This is a genomic window from Mesorhizobium sp. CA7, from assembly GCF_020165015.1.
In the GTDB taxonomy this organism is placed as follows: Bacteria; Pseudomonadota; Alphaproteobacteria; order Rhizobiales; family Rhizobiaceae; genus Mesorhizobium.
Window position 1 is genome coordinate 366,539 of the sequence record NZ_JAIUHH010000003.1, and the last position, 19,056, is coordinate 385,594.

Here is a 19,056-nt window from a genome sequence, read left to right on the forward strand (position 1 = left end):
AGTCTAGGCGCGCCGGCCAGGTTCAGTTCAGCCCGATCAGCTTTGCGCCACTCCGGAAAAGCGCCTCACCATCCCGGTCGAAACGGAATGTCGCGATGAAATCGTCGGCGCGATAGTTCGGCAAGGTGTCGCGGATCGCGGCGGCAAAGGTTCGCGCTTCCTCCTGCCGGCCGGCCAGCGCCAGGCAATGAGCGGCGATCGCCAGGATGATGAGATGGGCGTTAGGGCGTGCCGCAGCCTTCAGCGCCCATTCGGCCGCCGCTTCGAATTCGCCGAGCCTCGCATGCGCCATGGCGCGCGCGCCCATCATGCCGAACAGCAGCGGATCGAAGGGGCTTAGATGGCGGGAATGGTCGGACGAACCGATCGCCGATTGCGGGTCGCCCGACTGCGAATGGACGAAGGACAGCGCGTAGTGGCCGAGCGCGAAATTGGGGCTGAGGTCAACGGCGCTCGCGAGCTCCAGCAGCGAGCCGTCCTGCTCGCCGCGCAGCCATAGCGCGCGGCCCATCGCCCAGTGGGCGGCTGGGTTACGGTCGTCGACCAGCAGGCTCTGGCCGGCGCTCTCGAAGGCAAGCGCGGCCTCGCGGTCGCGGTCGCCCCAGCGCTGGAAAGCGTTCTGCCAGTGGGTGAAGGACATGCCGGCATAGGCGCGTGCGAAAGTAGGATCGAGCTTCAACGCCTCGCCGAAGAAATGCTGCGCCAGCTCGTTTTCCTGGCGGGTGAAGCGATACATGTGCCAAAGGCCGCGATGATAGGCCTCCCAGGCATTGAGCGAGTTTGGCGCTTTCAGCAATGCGCGGTTGCGCTCCACCGTCGCGATCTCGGCGGCGATCGATGAGACGATGCTGTTGCCGATATCCTCGATGACGATGAAGATGTCGTCGGGTTTATGCTCGAAGGTTTCCGCCCAAACGATCCTTGCCGTGCGGACCTCGACAAGCTCGACCGAGACGATGAACCTGCCCGGCAGAGCCCGCACCGAGCCCGTCGCGACATAGTCGACATTCAGCCTGCGCCCGGCGTCTTCCGGCGCGATGTTCTTCTCGGCGAGCGCGAAGACAGAGCCGCGGGCGATAACGAAGAAATCGCGCAGCTTGGCAAGCCGCGTGATGATGTCATGCGTGAGGCCATCGGCAAGCCCGCCGCGGAAGCCGCCAGTGCCGGCGCTCTCCGCAAACGGCATCACCGCGAGCGAAGCCCGGCGCGTCGCAACGGGCTCGGATTCGTCCGCGGCGACCGGCGATTCCGAAACCGGGAAAGCCGGCCCGGATCGGGCGCATGGCGTTGCGCCGGCGTTCCGGGCTCTTATGTCCTGCCACGCCTCGCGCAATGGCGTGAAATCCAGCTCTTCCGAATGGAACAGCTCCGCCGCGGTGGCAAGATGCTCCTCGCCGGCGCCGATCTGTCCGCGCCGTGCCAGATTTTCCAGCAGTGCCACATGTGCGCGGCCGTCGAAGGGCGCAAGTTCCAGCCATTTGTCGATATAGGGGCCTGCCTCATCGGCTCCCTGCGGGACAAGGCCGATAATGTGCTCCAGGACCGCGACATGGCATGCGCTGAAACGGCGGCGCTGCGCCGTCAGCCAGCTGCCGAAATGCGGGCTGCGATCGAGTTCCAGGCCATCAAGGAAGTCGCCGGCGAACAGTTGCGCAAGCGTCCGCAGGCGGTCGAGGCCAAGCGTCTCAATGCCTTCCGCCACGGCGGCAGCGGCCTCGACGGCATCGACGCTCACATCGCCGAGGCGAAGCGCCACGGTGTCGCCTTCCGTCTCGATCCGGCGCAAGCCCGGTTCGTCAAGCGCGGCACGCAGCTTGCTCAGGCACCAGCGCAGCTCGCCGCGCGGATCGTTGGGCACGTCCCAGAGAAGTTCGCAAAGACGGCTGCGGCTGACTGGGTGGGGCGCCAGCGCTAGATAGGCCAGCAGCGCGCGCAGCTTGCGTGACGATGGCAACACCACAGGAACATCGTCGCGCATGATCGCAAGCGGGCCGAGCAGCCTGATCGAAAGGCTGGCTGCCATGCCTTTCAGAGTCGACCGAACGGATTCCACGTCCGTTTCCACGCTCGCTCCCACGTCGAACAGTTGGTCCATGTTCTATCACCAAACACGACAGGGCGCATCCTGCGGCGAATTTCGAGCCGGACGCGGCCTTTGCCGAATTGCCGGCAAGTCACACGCAACTAGCGCGGCAAGGTGTCGAAACCGCGCCGCCCAAGCCGCCGGTTTGTAACCGGCACGTGAGGAGATCGAGGAGAGAGCCATGTTGCATCAATTGAAAATCAGGACCACGTCCGGGCGCGGCCGTCTGTTCGACAGCATTCTCGACACGGTCGGCGACACGCCGGTCATCCGCATCAACAATCTCGGGCCGGGTCACGCGACGATCTATGTGAAGGCCGAATTCTTCAATCCGGCGGCCTCGGTGAAGGACCGGCTGGCCCTCAACATCATCGAGGAAGGCGAGCGCAGCGGTAAGCTCAAACCTGGCCAGACCGTCGTCGAGGCGACGAGCGGCAACACCGGCATCGGCCTTGCCATGGTCTGCGCGCAGAAAGGTTACCCATTGGTGGTGACGATGGCCGACAGCTTCTCCATCGAGCGCCGCAAGCTGATGCGCATGCTTGGCGCCAAGGTGGTACTGACGCCGCGCGCCCAGAAGGGCTTCGGTATGTACAAGAAGGCAGTCGAGCTTGCCGAGGCCAATGGCTGGTTCCTGGCGCGCCAGTTTGAGACCGAGGCCAATGCCGCCATTCACGAGGCGACGACGGCGCGCGAGATCATCAATGACTTCGCCGGCTCGAGGCTGGACGTGCTCGTCACCGGCTACGGCACGGGCGGCACGGTGGCCGGCGTGGGCCGCGTGCTGCGCCGCGAGCGGCCGGAGGTGAAGATCGTGCTCGCCGAGCCGGCGAACGCGCAGCTGATCGGCAGCGGCAAGGCCCAGGAGCGCGGCGCCGGCGGCGCGCCGTCAGCCAGCCATCCGGCCTTCGAACCGCATCCGATCCAGGGCTGGACGCCGGACTTCATCCCCAACGTGCTGCAGGAGGCGATCGACCAACGCTATTATGACGAGGTGGTGCCGATCCCCGGTCCCGAAGGCATCAAATGGACGAAGGCGCTGGCGCGGCAGGAGGGCATCTTCACCGGCATCTCCGGCGGCGCCACTTTCGCCGTGGCGCGGCAGATCGCGGGCAAGGCCCCGGCCGGCTCGGTGATCCTGTGCATGCTGCCCGACACGGGGGAGCGCTACATGTCGACGCCGCTTTTCGACGGCATCGAGGCCGAGATGGACGCCGAGGAGACGGCGCTGTCGCGCTCGACGCCGAGCTGCCAGTTCGAAGGCTGAGAACAGAACGCGACGCCGCCCCCGCATGGCGGCGTCGTTCTTTTATGCACGGGTCGACCCACGCCGGCGGGAGAGGCGAGATGGACATATTTCCGGAAGCGACCAACGCGGAGGAAACGCTCGATCCGCCGGATTGGGCCGATGTGGGAGCGCTCTCGCACCGAATCCTCGACGATGCCATCGCCTATCTCGAGGATGTCCGCAACCGGCCGGTCTGGCGCGAGATGCCGGCCGAAGTGCGGGCATTCTTCGGCGCACCTTTGCCGCGCTCGCCGGCGCCGGCGGCTGACGTCTATGACGACGTCGCCCGCAACGTGATGCCTTACCCGATGGGCAACATCCATCCGCGTTTCTGGTCCTGGTATATGGGATCCAGCAACTTCACCGGCGCGCTCGGCGATTTCCTGGCGGCGATCCAGGGCTCCAATCTCGGCGGCGGCAACCATGCCGCCGCACTGATGGACAGCCAGGTCGTCAACTGGATGAAGGAGATGGTCGGTTTCCCAGCCTCGGCCAGCGGCACGCTGGTCAGCGGCGGCTCGATGGCCAACATTATCGGACTGACCGTGGCGCGCAACGTCAAGGCAGGCGTCGACGTGCGCGAGCGGGGTGTCGGCGCCATGCCGAAGCCGTTGCGCTACTACGCCTCGGACCAGGTCCATTCCTGTCATCGCAAGGCTGTGGAGGCGCTCGGCCTCGGCAATCAGGCGCTGCGGCGCATCCAGACCGATGCCGGCTTGCGCATCGATATCGCCGCGCTCAAGGCGGCAATCGCGGAGGACCGCGAGGCGGGCTTCAGGCCGGCCTGCGTGATCGGCACCGCCGGCACCGTCAACGCCGGCGCGGTCGACGACCTGCGGGCGCTGGCGAGCGTGGCGGCCGAAGAGGATCTCTGGTTCCATGTAGACGGCTGCATCGGCGCGCTCATCGCGATCGCGCCTAAGAACCGATCGCTCGTCGCCGGCATCGAACAGGCGGATTCGATCGCACTCGATCCGCATAAATGGCTGCACGCGCCGTTCGAAGCCGGCTGCGCCCTGGTGCGGGACGCATCCCAGCACCGCAACACGTTTGCCGTGACGCCGGAATATCTGGAATCGACGCCGCGGGGCCTGGCCTCCGGAGAGTGGCTGCACGATTATGGGCTTCAAACGTCGCGCGGCTTCCGTGCGCTCAAGATCTGGATGGCGCTGAAGGAGCATGGCGTCGAGAAGTTCGGCCGCCTGATCGACCAGAACATCGCCCAGGCCCGCCACCTCACCCGCCTGATCGAGGCGGAGCCGGCGCTCGAACTGATGGCGCCGAGCACCATCAACATCGTCTGCTTCCGCCATCGGCTGGATGGCGCGTCGGAGGAAAAGCTCAAGGCGTTTAACACCGAGATCATGCTGAGACTCCAGGAGGAGGGCATCGCGGCCTTGTCCGACACCACGGTGCAGGGCCGGCACTGCCTGAGGGTGGCGATCGCCAATCACCGCACCCGCCGCAGCGATCTCAACCTGTTGGTGACGGAGATGCTCCGGCTGGGACGGGAAATCGAGGCCGCGATACCGGTCTGAAGCACGTTCGGGAAGCTGTCTCAGCTTACCGTCAGCGCGGCGCCCGGTAGATAGAGCATGATCGGCCGGATCTCGTAGACGGCGGTGGGATTGACGCGCTTGAGGTCGCGCGCCGCGGCAATCGCCTCGTCTTGGGTCGCGCAGTCGAGGACATAGAGGCCGAGCAACTGCTCCTTGGTCTCAGCAAAGGGACCGTCGATCACCAAGCCGTCGCCCGGACCGCGCAGCGTCACGGCCTTGGCCGTCGCGCCGAGCCTGGCCGCGGGCCCGAGCTTGCCCTCGCGCGTCAGCCTGTCGTTGACCTCGAGCAGGTCTTTCATCAATGCCGCATCCTCATCGGGCGACCAGGACTGCACGGTGTCTTCGACATGGTAGGCAAGGACGGCGTAGAACATGGGTGGATTTCCCTCGTAACCAGGCGGGCCGCACTATCACAAGGATGGTTCGGCTGATCCAGTGGCGCCGGTGGCGGACAGAGCCCACTCCTGACTCAAGCTGCCAGCGGCAACCGCAGCTCCGTCAGCAGCCCGCCACCGGGGTAGTTGGAAAGATTGACCTCGCCACCGGCGCCGCGCGCGATGTTGCGGGCGATAGTGAGGCCGAGGCCGAGGCCGCCGGTGGTGCGGTTGCGCGATTCCTCCAGCCGCACGAAGGAGCCGAACACCGCGTCCAGCTTCGCCTGCGGGATGCCCGGGCCCTCGTCGCGGATCGAAAGCGTGATCGTGTCGCCCGATCGCCGTACGCCGAGATGCGCCTTCTTGCCGTAGGTTACCGCGTTCTGGATGAGATTGGTGATGCAGCGCCGCAGCGCCACCGGCCGCGCGACGCAGATCAGGCCGCGCGACGGGACCACGCCTTCGTCGAAGGACGCGCCGTCGAAGGAGTCCGCCACCGATTCCACCAGCGACCAGAAATCGATCCGCTCGGCCTTTTCCTCTGTCACCTCGAATTTGGCGAAGTCGATGACCGAGCTGGCGATGCTTTCGATGTCGGCGAGGTCGTGCGCCAGCGCCTCGCGCGCGGGCGACCTGCGCAACAGTTCGAGACGCAGGCGCATCCGGGTCAGCGGCGTGCGCAGATCGTGCGCCAGCGCCGCCGCCAGATGCTCGCGGTCCTCGACATAATCGCGCAGCCGCATCTGCATGGCGTTTATCGCTTTCGCGGCGGCGCGGATCTCGCGGCTTCCGCTCTCGGCGATCGGCGGGCTTTTCAGGTCATTGCCGATGCGCGTCACCGCCGTTTCCATCATCCGATAGGGCGCGGTCAGCCGGCGCAGCGACCAGATCGACATGATGATGATCAAGCCGGCGATCAGTGAGTAAAGCGGCAGGCTGTCGAGGCTCAGAATCGGTCCCGCCGGCGTGATCGGTTCGGTGAAATTCAGCCACTGCCCGTCGGAAAAGCGCAGCGAGGCGGTCAGCTTATCGCTTTGCGCGAAATCCGCGGCCAAGACCAGCAGGTCGCGCTCGACCTGGCCGACATCCTTGTTCACCGCCTGCCCGTCTGGGACATCGGCCTCCTGGGTGGCCGGATCGCGCCGCACGCGCGCATCGGTGATGCCGAACTTCGACAAGCGTCCGACCAGGATATCCTCCAACTCGGCAAGCTGGTCGTCGCCGGCGATCGAAGAAGTGACGGCGGGCGTGTCCGAAACCGTCAGCGCATAGGTCGAGTTGAACAGGCCGGAGGCGGTCGCCTTGCGCTCTTCGGGCGTGGCGTCATGCATCAGCTGCACCAGCGAATAGGCGCGGTCGTTCAACCGGTAGAGGTCGACGACGCCGTTGGCGGCGGCCCGATCGCGCGCGACGATGTAAAGCGTCGTCACCTGGCTCAGCATGAGACCGGCAATGACGATGAGCAGCACCCAGACTGGCAGGGTCTGCGGCAGGAAGCGTCTCATTCGGCCGTCGTCTCGGGCAGGAACTGATAGCCGCCGCTGCGCACGGTCAGGATCAGTTTCGGCGTTTTCGGATCGTCTTCCATCTTGCGGCGCAGCCGGCTCACCAGAATGTCGACGCTGCGGTCGAAGCTGTAGCCGGTGTCGCCGCCGGACAGCTCGATCAGCTGCTCGCGGGTAAGCACGCGCTGTGCGCTCTTGACGAAGGTCTGCAGCAAGTTGAACTCCGCCATCGTCAGCTCAACCCGGACGTCGTCGGGCGCCGTCAGGCGGCGGCGCGCGCAATCCATGGTCCAGCCGGCAAAGCGGTAGACCTGCCTGGCGGCGGGCCGACGCGGCTCGGCGCTGCCGTTGCGTCTCAGCACGGCGCGGATGCGGGCCAACAGCTCGCGCGGATCGAAGGGCTTGGGCACGTAGTCGTCGGCGCCCATTTCCAGGCCCACCACGCGATCGGTCGTTTCCGTGACCGCGGTCAGCATGATGATGGGCGTGGTGTAATTGGCACGGATCTCGCGGCAAAGCTCAAGCCCGCTTTTGCCGGGCAGCATCACGTCGAGAACGATCAGGTCCACCGGCGTGCGGCGCAGGATCGCTTCCATCTCGGTGCCGTCGCCGGCCACCGTCGTTTGCAGCCCGCGCTTGTGGAAGAACTCCTGCAGCAGGTCGCGTATGCCCTTGTCGTCGTCGACGATCAGTATGTGCGCATCGGATTTCACTCGAAACCTATCATTCTCTTTGCCGGCTCTTGCTGGATATCCGTTCGAAACAACCCACACGATAGAATTCGGGCCACATCTTGGCCAGTGGCCGCGATCGCCGCGCCGGGCGGATTCCTCAGAAACAATCCAGAAACAAAATTCTACAGTTGGGAAAAACTGGTGAAAAATTTCAAGGGCATAAACGGTGCCGTGGCGGTCAGGTCATCGGCTGCGACGCGAGTTTCCGGAGTAACGGACAAGACCAATGCAGAGGTTCTGGATCAGCGTGATGGGTGCTTTGCTCAGCATATCGCTCGTCACAGCCGCGGACGGCGCCTCCACCGCAAAGGTCGTCGCTCCGCTCACCCGGACCGAGCGCTGCACCAATCTGAGCCGTCAGGTTGACGAAGCTCTCGAAACCCATGCCGCGGCAACGCAGGTCACCGCGGCGAAAGCACTGCAAAGAAGGGGAAACCGGTTCTGCGCCAACAAGAAGCAGGCACAGGGAATCCGGATGCTCGCAAATGCTTTGAAGCTGCTTGGAGTGGCACCGATCGATCCCGTTCAGTGACACCCACCCAGACCCGCAAGAAAAAGGAAATGAAGCCATGAAGAAGTCCATCCTCTCCGCCCTCGGCCTCGGTGTTGCTCTCGCCTTCGCGATGCCGGCGCTCGGCAACGCCGCCGCCACGACGACGGCTGCCCCGGCTGCTTCGACCGCGACCACCACGGCTGCTCCGGCGGACAGCACGGCTGCGAAGCCGATGAAGAAGGTCGCTGCCAAGAAGGCCTGCAAAGTGACCAAGACGCACAAGTGCCCGGTCAAGAAGAAAGCGTCGGCTGCGAAGCCCGTTGCTGCGAAGCCGGCTGCCAAGAAGCCCTGATCCAGCGCTCTGCGCCACTAGACGAAGCCGCTCCGGTCGATTTCGGCAGGGGCGGCTTGCTTGCGGCAGGGAGCCCGAAACCAGCAGGTTTCCACCGCGCTCAAGTCCTATCCTTAACCCGATCGCAATGCCGGTGCTGTAGGACAGTCCGCATGAAGAAGCGGTTTTCGTCCCTGATGCGTTCGCTGACCCTCGGCGGCCTGATCGCCACCGCGGCGGCGCGATCGTTGATCATCTTTACCGCAAGCCCCGTGCCGGATCCCGCCAGCGGCAGGACGGAGCCCGAGCTGTTCGCTCCGCTGATCTCTTCAAGCTTCGACTACATCACGCCGGCGCAGTCCTGGGTCCTGATCCTGCTGGCCGGTGCGACGGTGATCGGCTTTGGCGGCTGGATGTTCTTCGCCTTCGCCGAACGCGGCTCCGACATGGATGGCGGCGCAGGTTCCGGCAGATCGGGCACCGCGTTGCGCCGCCAGGTCGGGCGCCAGGGCCGTTGACCCTTCGGCAGTGATTCCCCACATAGGGGTGACGGTCCAGGCCGGCATTACCGCGCGTGGAATTGGACGTATATTTGCTGCGTGACAGAATGAGAGCGAGAGAGCTCAATTCTCGCTGGTGGATCCAATGCCCGAAACCGTCCTCAAACCCCGCACTAAGACGCAGCCGAAAACCGAGCGGCCGAAGCTCTACAAAGTCATCCTCGTCAATGACGATTTCACGCCGCGCGAGTTCGTGGTGACGGTGCTCAAGGGCGAATTCAAGCTCAGTGAGGATCAGGCGCATCGCGTCATGATCACCGCGCATACGCGCGGCGTGTGCGTCGTCGCGGTGTTTACGCGCGATATCGCCGAGACCAAGGCGACGCGGGCGACCGACGCCGGCAAGGCCAAGGGCTATCCGCTGCTGTTCACCACAGAACCGGAAGAGTAGGGGCAGGCGCTTTCCCTTCTCCCCTTGTGGGAGAAGGTGGCCGCGAAGCGGCCGGATGAGGGGTGCTCCAGGGAACGCCGACGCCTCACTCCGCTGGAACACCCCTCATCCGTCTCGGCGCTGCGCGCCGATCCACCTTCTCCCACAAGGGGAGAAGGAAGAAGGTGGCGTCACCGCCCTTCGCGATACCACATCGAGCCGATGGCGAGCAGCAGCAGGCCGAGGCCAAGGAAACCGCCGAACAGCGGCACGCGCGACACGGCCTTGAGCGTGCTGTCGTCGGTGGTGCGCAGGCCGATCCAGTCGTCGCCCGACGCGGCCGCTGAAGAGCGGACGGGAACGATCGACGGCAGTGTCAAGCCGCCGGCGAGATTGCCGAGCGTCGACGACGGTGCCAGCCGCCGCACGCTGCCGCCGGTCGCCTCGGCGGGCGCCTTCAGCCGATCCTCGGTCGAGATCACGTCGGAAAATTCCGGCGCGTTGATCGGGCCGACATGGGCAAGCGCAGTAAGGTCGCCATTGCCGATCTGGTAAAGGCCGATCTCGCCGGTCTGCAGGCTGCCGGTGAAAATGCCGGGCTCGGCTTTCTCGAGCTTCACCGCCACCGCCTTGCCGGACGGCGTGATGACCTGGGCGGGACCGGGATCATCGCTCATCGTCTGGCGGCGGATTTCGAGCATCATGCCGCGGCCGTCGGCGGTTAGCCGTTCTTCTTCCAGTTCCGGCTCCTTCATCAGCCAGTGGGCGATGCGGCGATAAAGCTGGACATGCGGTCCGCCGCCCTCGAAGCCGCGCGCCCACAGCCAGCCCTGATCGGACAGGAGCATACCGACACGGCCCTCGCCCTTGCGAGCGAGCAGGAGCAGGGGCCGATCGTCGGCGCTTTTCATCACCACTTCGCCTTCCGGGTTCTTGACGCCGATGGTGCGGAACCAGCGGCTCCAATGCGGCGGCTCGCTTGCCGAGCCGTCGAGCCCGCGCGTCACCGGATGGCGCTGGCCGAGATCGGTCAGGCGCGGGTAGAAGGCCTTGTCCACCACCTCGCCGGTCGGCATGGCCGGCAGCGCGGCGTTGAGCGGCGTGCGGGCAATGGAGTTCTCGCCGGCATATTCGGGGCCGGCGGCAATCAGCAGCGCGCCGCCCTTTTCGACATATTCGGAGATGTAGTCGTAATAGAGGATCGGCAGCACGTCGCGGTGCTGGTAGCGGTCGAAGATGATCAGATCGAAATCCTTGATCTTCTCGACGAACAGCTCGCGCGTCGGGAAAGCGATCAGCGACAGCTCATTGATCGGCGTTCCGTCCTGCTTTTCCGGCGGACGCAGGATCGTGAAGTGGACGAGATCGACCGACGCGTCCGACTTCAAAAGGTTGCGCCAGGTGCGCTCGCCGGCATGCGGTTCGCCGGAAACCAGGAGCACGCGCAGGTTCTCGCGGATGCCGTCGACCAGGGCAATCGCCCGATTGTTGGCGTCGGTCAGTTCGCCGGGTTCCCGGTCGATGCCGAGCTGGACGATGTTGCGGCCGGCATTGGGTATGGTGACCGAGAGCTTCATCGGCTGGCCGACGGTCGCGTGCTCGACCGAGACCTGCTCGCCATTGACCGAGACGCGCACGTCCACAGGCGCGCCATCGCCTTCCGTCGAGATGACGCGATAGGTCATGTCGAGCGGCTTGCCGACGAGACCGAAGCGCGGCGCGTTCTCGAAGCGGATGCGGCGGTCCTTCTCATGCTCATTGCCGGTGATCAGCGCGTGCAGCGGCGCGTTGAACTCCGGCGCGCCGGCAGGCGCATCATGCACCTCGCCGTCGGTGATCATGACGGCACCGCCGATGCGCGACGGCGGCACGTCGCGGAAGACGCCTTCCAGCGCGCTGAACAGCCTGGTTTCGGTGCGCTCGTCGGCGGCTTCGGACTTGCCGGCCTCGACGACACGGACATCGAACTGCTTGAAGCGGGCAAGACGCTGCTGCAGGCCGGCCAGCGCCTCGTCGGTCTGCTTGGTGCGGTCGCCGATGTCCTGGCTCTGGCTGCGGTCGACGACGAGGGCGACGACGCTCTTCAGCGCCTCGCGCTCCTCGGCGAGGAAAACGGGATTGAGCAATGAAGCGGCGAGTGCGAGCAGCGCGATGAAGCGCAATACCGAGCCGCGCTGGCGGAACCACAGGCCGACCAGCGCCAGCAAAAGCAGCGGCACGAAGAGCAGGCCGAAGAGCGGCCAGGAGAGAAGCGGTTCGAATGAGATGGACCAGTTCATGATCTACTGCCCCAGCCGTTCGAGCAGCACCGGCACATGCACCTGATCGGATTTGTAGTTGCCGGTCAGCATGTACATCATGATGTTGACGCCGGCGCGCAGCGCGTAGATGCGCTGCATCGGATCGGGCGGGACGGTCGGCAGCATCGGATCGCCGTTCTCGTCGATGGCCCAGGCGCCGGCGAAATCATTGGCGGTGATCATGATCGGCGAAACGCCGTCGCCGGTGCGCACGGGACGGTTCTCGGTGTTGCTGGCGTCGAGCGAGGCCTCGACCCAGAGCGGGCTGCCGTTGAAGCGGCCGGGGAATTCCGGAAGGATGAAGAAGGACTTCGTCAGCACGTGGTCCGACGGCACCGGCTCCAGCGGCGGCACGTTGAGATTACCCAGGATGTCGCGCAGCCGCTCGGTCGCCGGGCTTGCGGAGCCGGCGCCGATGCCGTTCGAAAACTGGTCGCGCGTGTCGAACAGAACCGTGCCGCCCTGCTGCATATAGGCGTCGATGCGGGCGATCGCCGCCTGGCTGGGCATGGGCGCCGTCGCATCGATCGGCCAATAGATCAGCGGGAAGAAGGACAGCTCGTCCTTGGCGATGTCGACGCCCGCCGGCGGGCCGGGCTCGAGCGCGGTCTTCTCGATGAGGAAACGGGTGAGGCCCTCGAGGCCGGCGCGGCTGATCGAATCGACGCCCGGCTCGCCGGTGATGACATAGGCGATGCGGGTTTTCGAAATATCCTCGATCGCCTGGCTGTCGCCGGGCTTGGAATCATCGGCGCGGGCAAGATCGGCATGGCCGAAGAGACCGCCCAGCACGACCAGAACGGCCGCGGCGGTCGCCGCCGTGCCTGCGCGGCGCGGCCGGCGCGCCAGCAGTCCGCCCATCCAGAACACGGCCAAAGTGTCGAGCACCATCAACAGCAGCGCGATGGCGACCAGCGGCCCCTTCAGGTTCTCCGATTCATCGAAGGCATAGGGGATGGCTGTCACCGGCAGCGAAACCTGCGGACGGACCAGCGGCGTGAACGTGCTCGACGCATCGAGCAGATTATGTGCGAAGACGCCCGTCTCGGAGCCGTAAAGGCCGGGCGGATTCTCCAGCGTCACCGGCAGCGGACCGGCGCCGGGCACCAGCGGTCGGGCATCCGGCGAGGGCGGCGTCAGCATGCCGTCGGCGCTGATCATGCGGTAGGGAGCGAGCGACGCCGCGGCGGCTTCGGCATTGGCGATCGCGGCGCCCTGGTTGCGCGACAATTGCACGACACGCCGCAGCATTTCGACGAAGCTGCCGGAGATCGGCAGGTTCGACCAGGTCGCCTCAGGCGTGACATGGAAGAGCACCAGCGTGCCCTTGTCCTTCTTCATGCCCGTCACCAGCGGCGTGCCGTCGGCGAGCGTGGCCCAGGTGCGCTCGACGATGTCGGGCGTCGGCTCGGCCAGAACCTGCCGGCTCACCGTCACCTCGGAGGGCGGCGAGAGGTCGGCGAAGGGGCCGCTCTTCGGGAATTCGGTCACCGCCTGCGGCGTCGTCCACGACAGCGCGCCGCCCAGCGCGCGCTCGCCGCTGCGCAACCTGACCGGCAAAAGGTCGTCGTCATTGCCGGACGCGGCAAGGCGGGGACCGGCAAAACGGACCAGCGTGCCGCCCTTGTCGACCCAGTCGACCAGCCGCTGCTTGACCTGCGCCGGGATGGTGCCGACATCGGCCATGATGATCATCGCCGGCTTCTGGTCGAGAAGCTGCGGAATGGCGTCGGCGAGATCGGCGCTCGACGGCTCGACCAGGTCGGCAAAGGGCTGCAGGGCGCGGCGGATGTAATAGAGCGGCGACAGAAGCGGCTGCGCCTGGTCGGCCTCGGCCTGCGACAGAAGGCCGACACGGCGGCGTTTCGAGCTCTCGTCCAGCACGCGCACGGCGCCGGCCTGGTGCTCGCCGTCGAGCGCGATCGAAGCGAAGTCGTTGCGTAGCTCGAAGGGAACCGCCATCGTCCCCGTGGCGATGGTTTCGCCCGGCGCGAAGGTCAGCGTCGCATCGGCGATGCGGCGGCCCTTGTCATCGAAGGCGCCAGCGGTGACCTGCGCCGGCGCCGGATTGCCCGGCGCGCGAATGGCGCTCAAAGCGAAACCATCGACCTGGTTGTCGGCGCCGATCAGGCCGGTCACGGAAGGCCGGTCGGACGTGGCCCAGACCAGCCGTGTCGCATTCTTTTCGAGCAGCGTCTTGAAAGCGGCCTCGTCGCCTTTGGCGGCAAGCCCATCGGCGAGCACCGCAACGCTGGCGCCCGGCAGGCGCTCCAACGCGGCGGCGACGCGGGCGTAGACGGCGGGCCTGTCGGTAGGAATCGGCCGCGGCTTGGCGGCGCGCAGGTGATCGAGCGCGCCCGAAGCGTCGAAAGGGCCGATCTCGGCATTGGGCTTCTCGGCGGTGAAGGCGATCACGACCGGCACGCCGTTCGAGCCGGCGTCGGCGATCAGCCGATCGGCGGTGGCGACTCGCTTGTTCCAGTCGGCGGCGCTCGCCCAGCCATTGTCGACGACAAGCGCCAGGGCGGCGCCCTCCGCCGGCAGTTTTTCGCGCGGGTTGAAGACCGGCTCGGCCAGCGCCATCACGATGAGCGCCGCCATCAGCAACCGAAGCAGCGTCAGCCACCACGGGCTTTGCTGCGGGGTTTCTTCGCGCCTCAGGACCCGGGCGAGGATTCTCAGCGGCGGAAAAACTTCCGTTTGCGGCCTGGGCGGGGTGAGCCGCAGCAGCCACCAGATCACCGGCAGGGCCAGAAGGCCCCACAGCACCATGGGCGCCCCGAACGAAAGCGGCAGCCAGCTCATGCGACCGCCCTTCCGAAATTGGTGCCGTCGGCGGTCATCGCCAGGTGGACGCGCACCAGCGCCTCGGAGGCGAGGCGGTCGGTGTGGTTGACGGTGTAGCTCCAGCCGAGACGCTTGCACCAGGCAGCCAGTTCGTCGCGGCGGGCCCGGTAAAGCAGGCGATATTCCTCGGCCAGCATCTCGGCGCGGCCGGCGGTCAGCTTGTCGCCGGTCTCGGGATCGGTGAACTCGGTGCGGCCGGCATAGGGGAAGGTTTCCTCGGCCGGATCGGCCACCTCGATCAGATGCGCGCGCACGCCGTGGCGGGCGAGCACGTCGAGCCAGGCCATGGTTTCCTCAACCGGATCGAGGAAATCGCTGACCAGCACGATGTCGCAGAAACGGCGGATGGTCGACAGATCGGGCTTGGCCGGAAGCGCGGCGGCGTGGCTGAGCTGGGCGGCGATGCGCTCGGCGCCGTTGCGGGCGGTGAACGGGTCGGTCAGGCCCGGCCAGGCAATGCGCTCGCCGCTGCGCGACAAGAGCTCGGCCAAGGCGAGCGCCAGCACCAGTGCGCGCGATTGCTTGGAGACGCTTGCCGCGGCCGATTTGTAGAGCATGGAAGGCGAGGGGTCGGCCCAGAGCCAGACGGTGTGCGCGGCTTCCCATTCACGATCGCGCACATAGGTATGGTCGTCTCTCGCTGAGCGGCGCCAGTCGATGCGCGAGGAATCCCCTTCGACATAGGGCCGGAACTGCCAGAAATTCTCGCCGATGCCGCGCTTGCGACGGCCATGCCAGCCGGCGATCACCGTATTGACGATACGGCGCGCCTCGACCAGCAGGTCCGGCACCAGTGAAGCCCGCAACCGGCCACGGGCGAGCGCGTCGCGCGTCGCAACCGGTGCCTGGACCTCGCCTATTCGACCCATCAGATGCCTTTTGCCAGCTTCGCCACCACGTCGCGCACGGAAGTGCCTTCGGCGCGGGCGGCGAAAGTCAGCGCCATGCGATGCTGCAGCACCGGTTCGGCCAAGGCGCGAACGTCGTCGACCGAGGGCGCCAACCTGCCATCATATAGGGCGCGGGCGCGGGCGCACAGGGTGAGCGCCTGGCTGGCGCGGGGACCTGGCCCCCAGGCGACGTGCTTGTCCGTCTCGGCATTGCCCTGGCCTGGCCGGGCCGAACGCACCAGCTTGAGGATCGCCTCGACGACGCTTTCCGGCACCGGCATGCGTCGGATCAGCGTCTGGATTTCCCTCAGCCGTGCCGGCTGCAGCACATTGTCGGCCTTGGCTTCGTCGACGCCGGTGGTTTCGAGCAGGATACGGCGTTCCGCCTCAATCTCGGGATAGAGGATGTCGACCTGCATCAGAAAGCGGTCGAGCTGAGCCTCCGGCAGCGGGTAGGTGCCTTCCTGTTCCAGCGGGTTCTGCGTCGCCAGCACGTGGAAGGGCGCGGGCAGGTCGTGGCGGGCGCCGGCGATGGTGACGTGATATTCCTGCATGGCCTGCAGCAGCGCCGATTGTGTGCGCGGCGAAGCGCGGTTGATCTCGTCGGCCATCAGCAATTGCGTGAAGATCGGCCCGGAAATGAAGCGGAAGGAGCGCTTGCCGAACTCGTCCTGTTCCATCACCTCGGAACCGAGGATGTCCGACGGCATTAGGTCGGGCGTGAACTGGACGCGGCGCGAATCAAGGCCGAGCACGATGCCTAGTGTCTCGACCAGCTTGGTCTTGGCGAGGCCCGGCACGCCGACCAGCAGCGCATGACCGCCGGCCAGCAGAGCCACCAGCGTGCGCTCGACGACCGCCTCCTGGCCGAAGATCACCCTGCCGACCGCGTCGCGGATCCTGGAGATATCGGCCAGCGCCTTTTCGGCTTCCTCGATCATCGCTTTTTCGCTGATCGGGCTTTCCTTGATCATCACGCTCATGCCGTTCGATCCTTGTGGTTGGAAATGCCGGCCTGCACTCTCGATGCCGCAGAATGCCGCGATTCGGCCTCACCTGGCGCCTGTAATTGAACTTAAATCACAGACTCGGGCGGACAAGGCTGACAATCGGGACAACAGTGACTATTTCGTGACCATGGCCGAACGCAGCGAACATCGTGAACAAACGCCCGACGAACAGAGCGCTGGCGAGCACAGCTTGAGCAAACAGAGCCTGATCGGCGCCACAGAGGCGCGCGGCCTTGAGGCGCTGATCTCCCGCGCGGCCCGGGCCGGCAAGGGGCCGGCGCCGGTCGAGCGCTGGAATCCGGAGTTCTGCGGCGACCTCGACATGGAGATCAAGGCCGACGGGACCTGGTTCTATCTCGGCACGCCGATCGGCCGCATGCCGCTGGTGCAGCTCTTTTCCAGCGTGTTGCGCAAGGATGACGACGGCAAGACCTATCTGGTGACGCCGGTCGAGCGGGTTGGGATCCGCGTCGTCGACGCGCCCTTCATCGCCGTCGAAATGAACGTGTCCGGGAGCGGGAACGACCAGGTTGTCACCTTCCGCACGAATGTCGGCGATGTCGTCGCCGCCGGCCCCGGCCATGCGCTGCGCTTCGTCGACGAGGACGAAACCGGCGGACTGAAACCCTATGTGCTGGTGCGCGGACGACTGGAAGCGCTGGTGGCGCGTCCGGTGATGTATGAGTTGGTCGAGCATGGCGAGGAGATCGACATCGGCGGCAAGGCGATGTTCGCCATTCGCTCGGGCGGAGAGGTCTATCCGATCATGCCGGTCGAGAAACTGAAACGGCTGAGCGCATGATGGACCAGGTGACGCCGGCGGCGTTTTCGGTCGCGGATTTTCGGGCGCGCGTCGCGGCGCAAGCGGCGATCGTCCCCGGCGATGAATTCGGCGATCATCGCTTCAATCCCGGCCATCCCAGGCTCAAACACATCAAGCCGCTGCGCGACGCGGCGGTGCTGATTCCCGTGGTCGACCGCGCCGAGGGCGCCATGGTGCTGCTCACCAAGCGCGCCGAGAAACTGCGCAACCATTCCGGCCAGGTGGCCTTTCCAGGCGGCACCATCGATGCGACCGATGCAAGCCCCGAGGCAACCGCTTTGCGCGAGACCTTCGAGGAGATCGGTCTCGAACGGGATTTCGTCGAGATCATCGGCCGCATGCCCGACTACGTCGCCGGCAGCGGCTACCGCATCGTGCCGGTGCTTGGCACCGTGCGCCAGGGTTTTTCGTTGACGCTCAATGCCGATGAGGTCGATGCGGCTTTCGAGGTGCCCCTGAGTTTCCTGATGGATCCGGCCAACCACGCGCGCGACAGCCGCATGTGGAACGAGCTCGAATGGTTCTTCTACGAGATGCCCTATGGCGGCCAGCGTATCTGGGGCGTCACCGCCGGCATCATCCGCACGCTCTATGAAAGGCTTTATGGTTGACCGCTGAGGCGTCACTCTCGGGCAAGGCCGATTGGCTGGCCGACAAGCATCTGCAGAAGCTTCTTGCTGCGCTGAAGCAGGGCGGCGAGGAAGCGCGTGTCGCCGGCGGCGCGGTGCGCAATGCGCTGATCGGCCAACCGGTCGCCGACATCGACATCGCCGCAACCACCGTGCCCGAGGAAACGGTCCGGCGCGCGGAGGCGGCCGGTTTCAAGACGGTGCCGACAGGCATCGAGCATGGCACGATCACGGTGATCGCCGGCGGCAAGCCTTATGAGGTGACGACGCTCAGGGCCGATGTCGAGACCGACGGCCGGCGGGCAAAGGTGATCTTCGGGCGCGATTGGAAAGCGGACGCCGAGCGGCGCGACTTCACCATCAACGCGCTCTACGCCGAAGCGGACGGCACGGTCGTCGATCTCGTCGGCGGCGTCGCCGATATAGAGGGGAGGCGGCTGCGTTTCATCGGCGACGCGGAGGCGCGCATCCGCGAGGATTATCTGCGCATCCTGCGCTTTTTCCGTTTTTTTGCCTGGTATGGCGACGGACGGCCGGACGCGGAAGGGCTGAAGGCCTGTGCCAGGCTGAAGGACGGACTTGCCCGGCTTTCGGCCGAACGCGTCTGGTCCGAGCTGAAGAAGCTGCTGTCGGCTCCCGATCCCTCGCGCGCGCTCTTATGGATGCGCCAGGCAGGCGTGCTCACCGCCGTGCTGCCGGAAAGCGAGAAGTGGGGCATCGACGCCATCCATGGCCTGGTCAAAACTGGAAAAGATCTCGGCTGGGCCGCCGATCCTGTGCTGAGGCTGGAGGCGATCGTCCCGCCCGATGCCGTGCGCATGAAGACGCTTGGCGAGCGGCTGCGATTGTCGAACGACGAGGCCGGCCGCCTGCGGCATTGGGCACTGACCATCGCGCCGGATGCCAAGGCGACGGAGACCGAGCTGGCCAAGAAACTCTATTACGGCGATCGCAACGGCTATATCGACCGCATTCGGCTGGCGCTTGCCGCCGCGCGGACGCGCGCAGTCGAGGACAATCAGGCGATGATGGAAGCCGGCGGCTTTTCACGCCTGCTCAATTTCACGCTGAAATGGGAAAAGCCGGTGTTTCCGATAAAAGGCGCCGACCTGACCGCGCTTGGCGCGTCGCCAGGACCGAAGCTCGGCGCCACGCTGAAGAACCTCGAGAAGGAATGGGTCGAGTCCGGCTTCACCCTGGAACGCGGCGCGCTGGTGGAACGCGCCGCGCAGGCGCTGGAGAGCTAGACGGGCCGGAACG

Annotated in this window: 17 protein-coding genes; 9 read left to right on the forward strand and 8 right to left on the reverse strand. The window is 66.0% G+C overall.

Annotation, left to right across the window (positions count from 1 at the left end; all coding sequences use genetic code 11):
• Nucleotides 1–22 precede the first annotated feature (22 nt).
• The gene (locus tag LB552_RS09400) at nt 23–2,023 is read right to left on the reverse strand and encodes a BTAD domain-containing putative transcriptional regulator (RefSeq protein WP_224604726.1); all 2,001 of its coding nucleotides are present in this window, start codon (nt 2,021–2,023) and stop codon (nt 23–25) included.
• A 241-nt stretch (nt 2,024–2,264) separates the two neighbouring features.
• Here LB552_RS09400 and LB552_RS09405 point away from each other — a divergent pair, with 241 nt between their 5' ends.
• Nucleotides 2,265–3,350 (forward strand): PLP-dependent cysteine synthase family protein, encoded by a 1,086-nt coding sequence (locus LB552_RS09405; RefSeq protein WP_224604369.1) that lies wholly within the window; start codon nt 2,265–2,267, stop codon nt 3,348–3,350.
• An 80-nt stretch (nt 3,351–3,430) separates the two neighbouring features.
• Nucleotides 3,431–4,909 (forward strand): pyridoxal phosphate-dependent decarboxylase family protein, encoded by a 1,479-nt coding sequence (locus LB552_RS09410; RefSeq protein ID WP_224604372.1) that lies wholly within the window; start codon nt 3,431–3,433, stop codon nt 4,907–4,909.
• Between the two features lie 20 nt (nt 4,910–4,929).
• Here LB552_RS09410 and LB552_RS09415 read toward each other — a convergent pair whose 3' ends face one another.
• The 3 genes from LB552_RS09415 to LB552_RS09425 all read right to left on the reverse strand — a co-directional run bounded on the left by LB552_RS09415 (nt 4,930) and on the right by LB552_RS09425 (nt 7,522).
• On the reverse strand, nt 4,930–5,304 hold the full coding sequence (locus LB552_RS09415; RefSeq protein WP_140838742.1) for a YciI family protein: 375 nt from the start codon (nt 5,302–5,304) through the stop codon (nt 4,930–4,932).
• 95 nt (nt 5,305–5,399) lie between these two features.
• Nucleotides 5,400–6,809: an ATP-binding protein gene (locus LB552_RS09420; protein WP_224604375.1), complete on the reverse strand. Its 1,410-nt coding sequence runs from the start codon at nt 6,807–6,809 to the stop codon at nt 5,400–5,402.
• On the reverse strand, nt 6,806–7,522 hold the full coding sequence (locus LB552_RS09425) for a response regulator (RefSeq protein WP_224604378.1): 717 nt from the start codon (nt 7,520–7,522) through the stop codon (nt 6,806–6,808). Before LB552_RS09425 ends, LB552_RS09420 begins: the two co-directional genes overlap by 4 nt.
• 247 nt (nt 7,523–7,769) lie before the next feature.
• Here LB552_RS09425 and LB552_RS09430 point away from each other — a divergent pair, with 247 nt between their 5' ends.
• From LB552_RS09430 to clpS, 4 genes are all read left to right on the forward strand, one after another.
• The gene (locus tag LB552_RS09430) at nt 7,770–8,075 is read left to right on the forward strand and encodes a hypothetical protein (RefSeq protein WP_224604381.1); all 306 of its coding nucleotides are present in this window, start codon (nt 7,770–7,772) and stop codon (nt 8,073–8,075) included.
• A 37-nt stretch (nt 8,076–8,112) separates the two neighbouring features.
• A complete protein-coding gene (locus tag LB552_RS09435) occupies nt 8,113–8,388 on the forward strand; it encodes a hypothetical protein (protein WP_095766487.1) in 276 nt (91 codons plus the stop codon).
• Nucleotides 8,389–8,540: 152 nt separating this feature from the next.
• Nucleotides 8,541–8,885, forward strand: coding sequence for a hypothetical protein (locus LB552_RS09440; protein ID WP_224604384.1), 345 nt, complete (start codon nt 8,541–8,543; stop codon nt 8,883–8,885).
• 127 nt (nt 8,886–9,012) lie between these two features.
• Nucleotides 9,013–9,318, forward strand: coding sequence for an ATP-dependent Clp protease adapter ClpS (gene clpS, locus LB552_RS09445; RefSeq protein WP_140546186.1), 306 nt, complete (start codon nt 9,013–9,015; stop codon nt 9,316–9,318).
• Between the two features lie 170 nt (nt 9,319–9,488).
• On the opposite strand, the gene LB552_RS09450 is transcribed toward clpS, so the two are convergent.
• From LB552_RS09450 to LB552_RS09465, 4 genes are read right to left on the reverse strand one after another with little or no spacing between them, the layout of a single operon-like run.
• The gene (locus tag LB552_RS09450; protein ID WP_224604386.1) at nt 9,489–11,576 is read right to left on the reverse strand and encodes a hypothetical protein; all 2,088 of its coding nucleotides are present in this window, start codon (nt 11,574–11,576) and stop codon (nt 9,489–9,491) included.
• A 3-nt stretch (nt 11,577–11,579) separates the two neighbouring features.
• Nucleotides 11,580–14,402 (reverse strand): DUF4159 domain-containing protein, encoded by a 2,823-nt coding sequence (locus LB552_RS09455; protein ID WP_224604391.1) that lies wholly within the window; start codon nt 14,400–14,402, stop codon nt 11,580–11,582.
• Nucleotides 14,399–15,313: a DUF58 domain-containing protein gene (locus tag LB552_RS09460; protein ID WP_224604394.1), complete on the reverse strand. Its 915-nt coding sequence runs from the start codon at nt 15,311–15,313 to the stop codon at nt 14,399–14,401. Before LB552_RS09460 ends, LB552_RS09455 begins: the two co-directional genes overlap by 4 nt.
• Nucleotides 15,313–16,317 carry an AAA family ATPase gene (locus LB552_RS09465; protein WP_095766493.1) on the reverse strand — a complete coding sequence of 335 codons (1,005 nt, stop codon included), beginning with the start codon at nt 16,315–16,317 and terminating at the stop codon, nt 15,313–15,315. The genes LB552_RS09460 and LB552_RS09465 overlap by 1 nt, the downstream gene beginning before the upstream one ends.
• Nucleotides 16,318–16,471: 154 nt before the next feature.
• On the opposite strand from LB552_RS09465, the gene LB552_RS09470 reads away from it, so the two are divergent.
• From LB552_RS09470 to LB552_RS09480, 3 genes are read left to right on the forward strand one after another with little or no spacing between them, the layout of a single operon-like run.
• Nucleotides 16,472–17,146, forward strand: coding sequence for a DUF1285 domain-containing protein (locus tag LB552_RS09470; RefSeq protein ID WP_411965805.1), 675 nt, complete (start codon nt 16,472–16,474; stop codon nt 17,144–17,146).
• A complete protein-coding gene (locus LB552_RS09475) occupies nt 17,146–17,778 on the forward strand; it encodes a CoA pyrophosphatase (RefSeq protein WP_224604729.1) in 633 nt (210 codons plus the stop codon). Before LB552_RS09470 ends, LB552_RS09475 begins: the two co-directional genes overlap by 1 nt.
• Nucleotides 17,775–19,043, forward strand: coding sequence for a CCA tRNA nucleotidyltransferase (locus tag LB552_RS09480; RefSeq protein ID WP_140838712.1), 1,269 nt, complete (start codon nt 17,775–17,777; stop codon nt 19,041–19,043). Before LB552_RS09475 ends, LB552_RS09480 begins: the two co-directional genes overlap by 4 nt.
• The last annotated feature ends 13 nt before the right edge of the window (nt 19,044–19,056 follow it).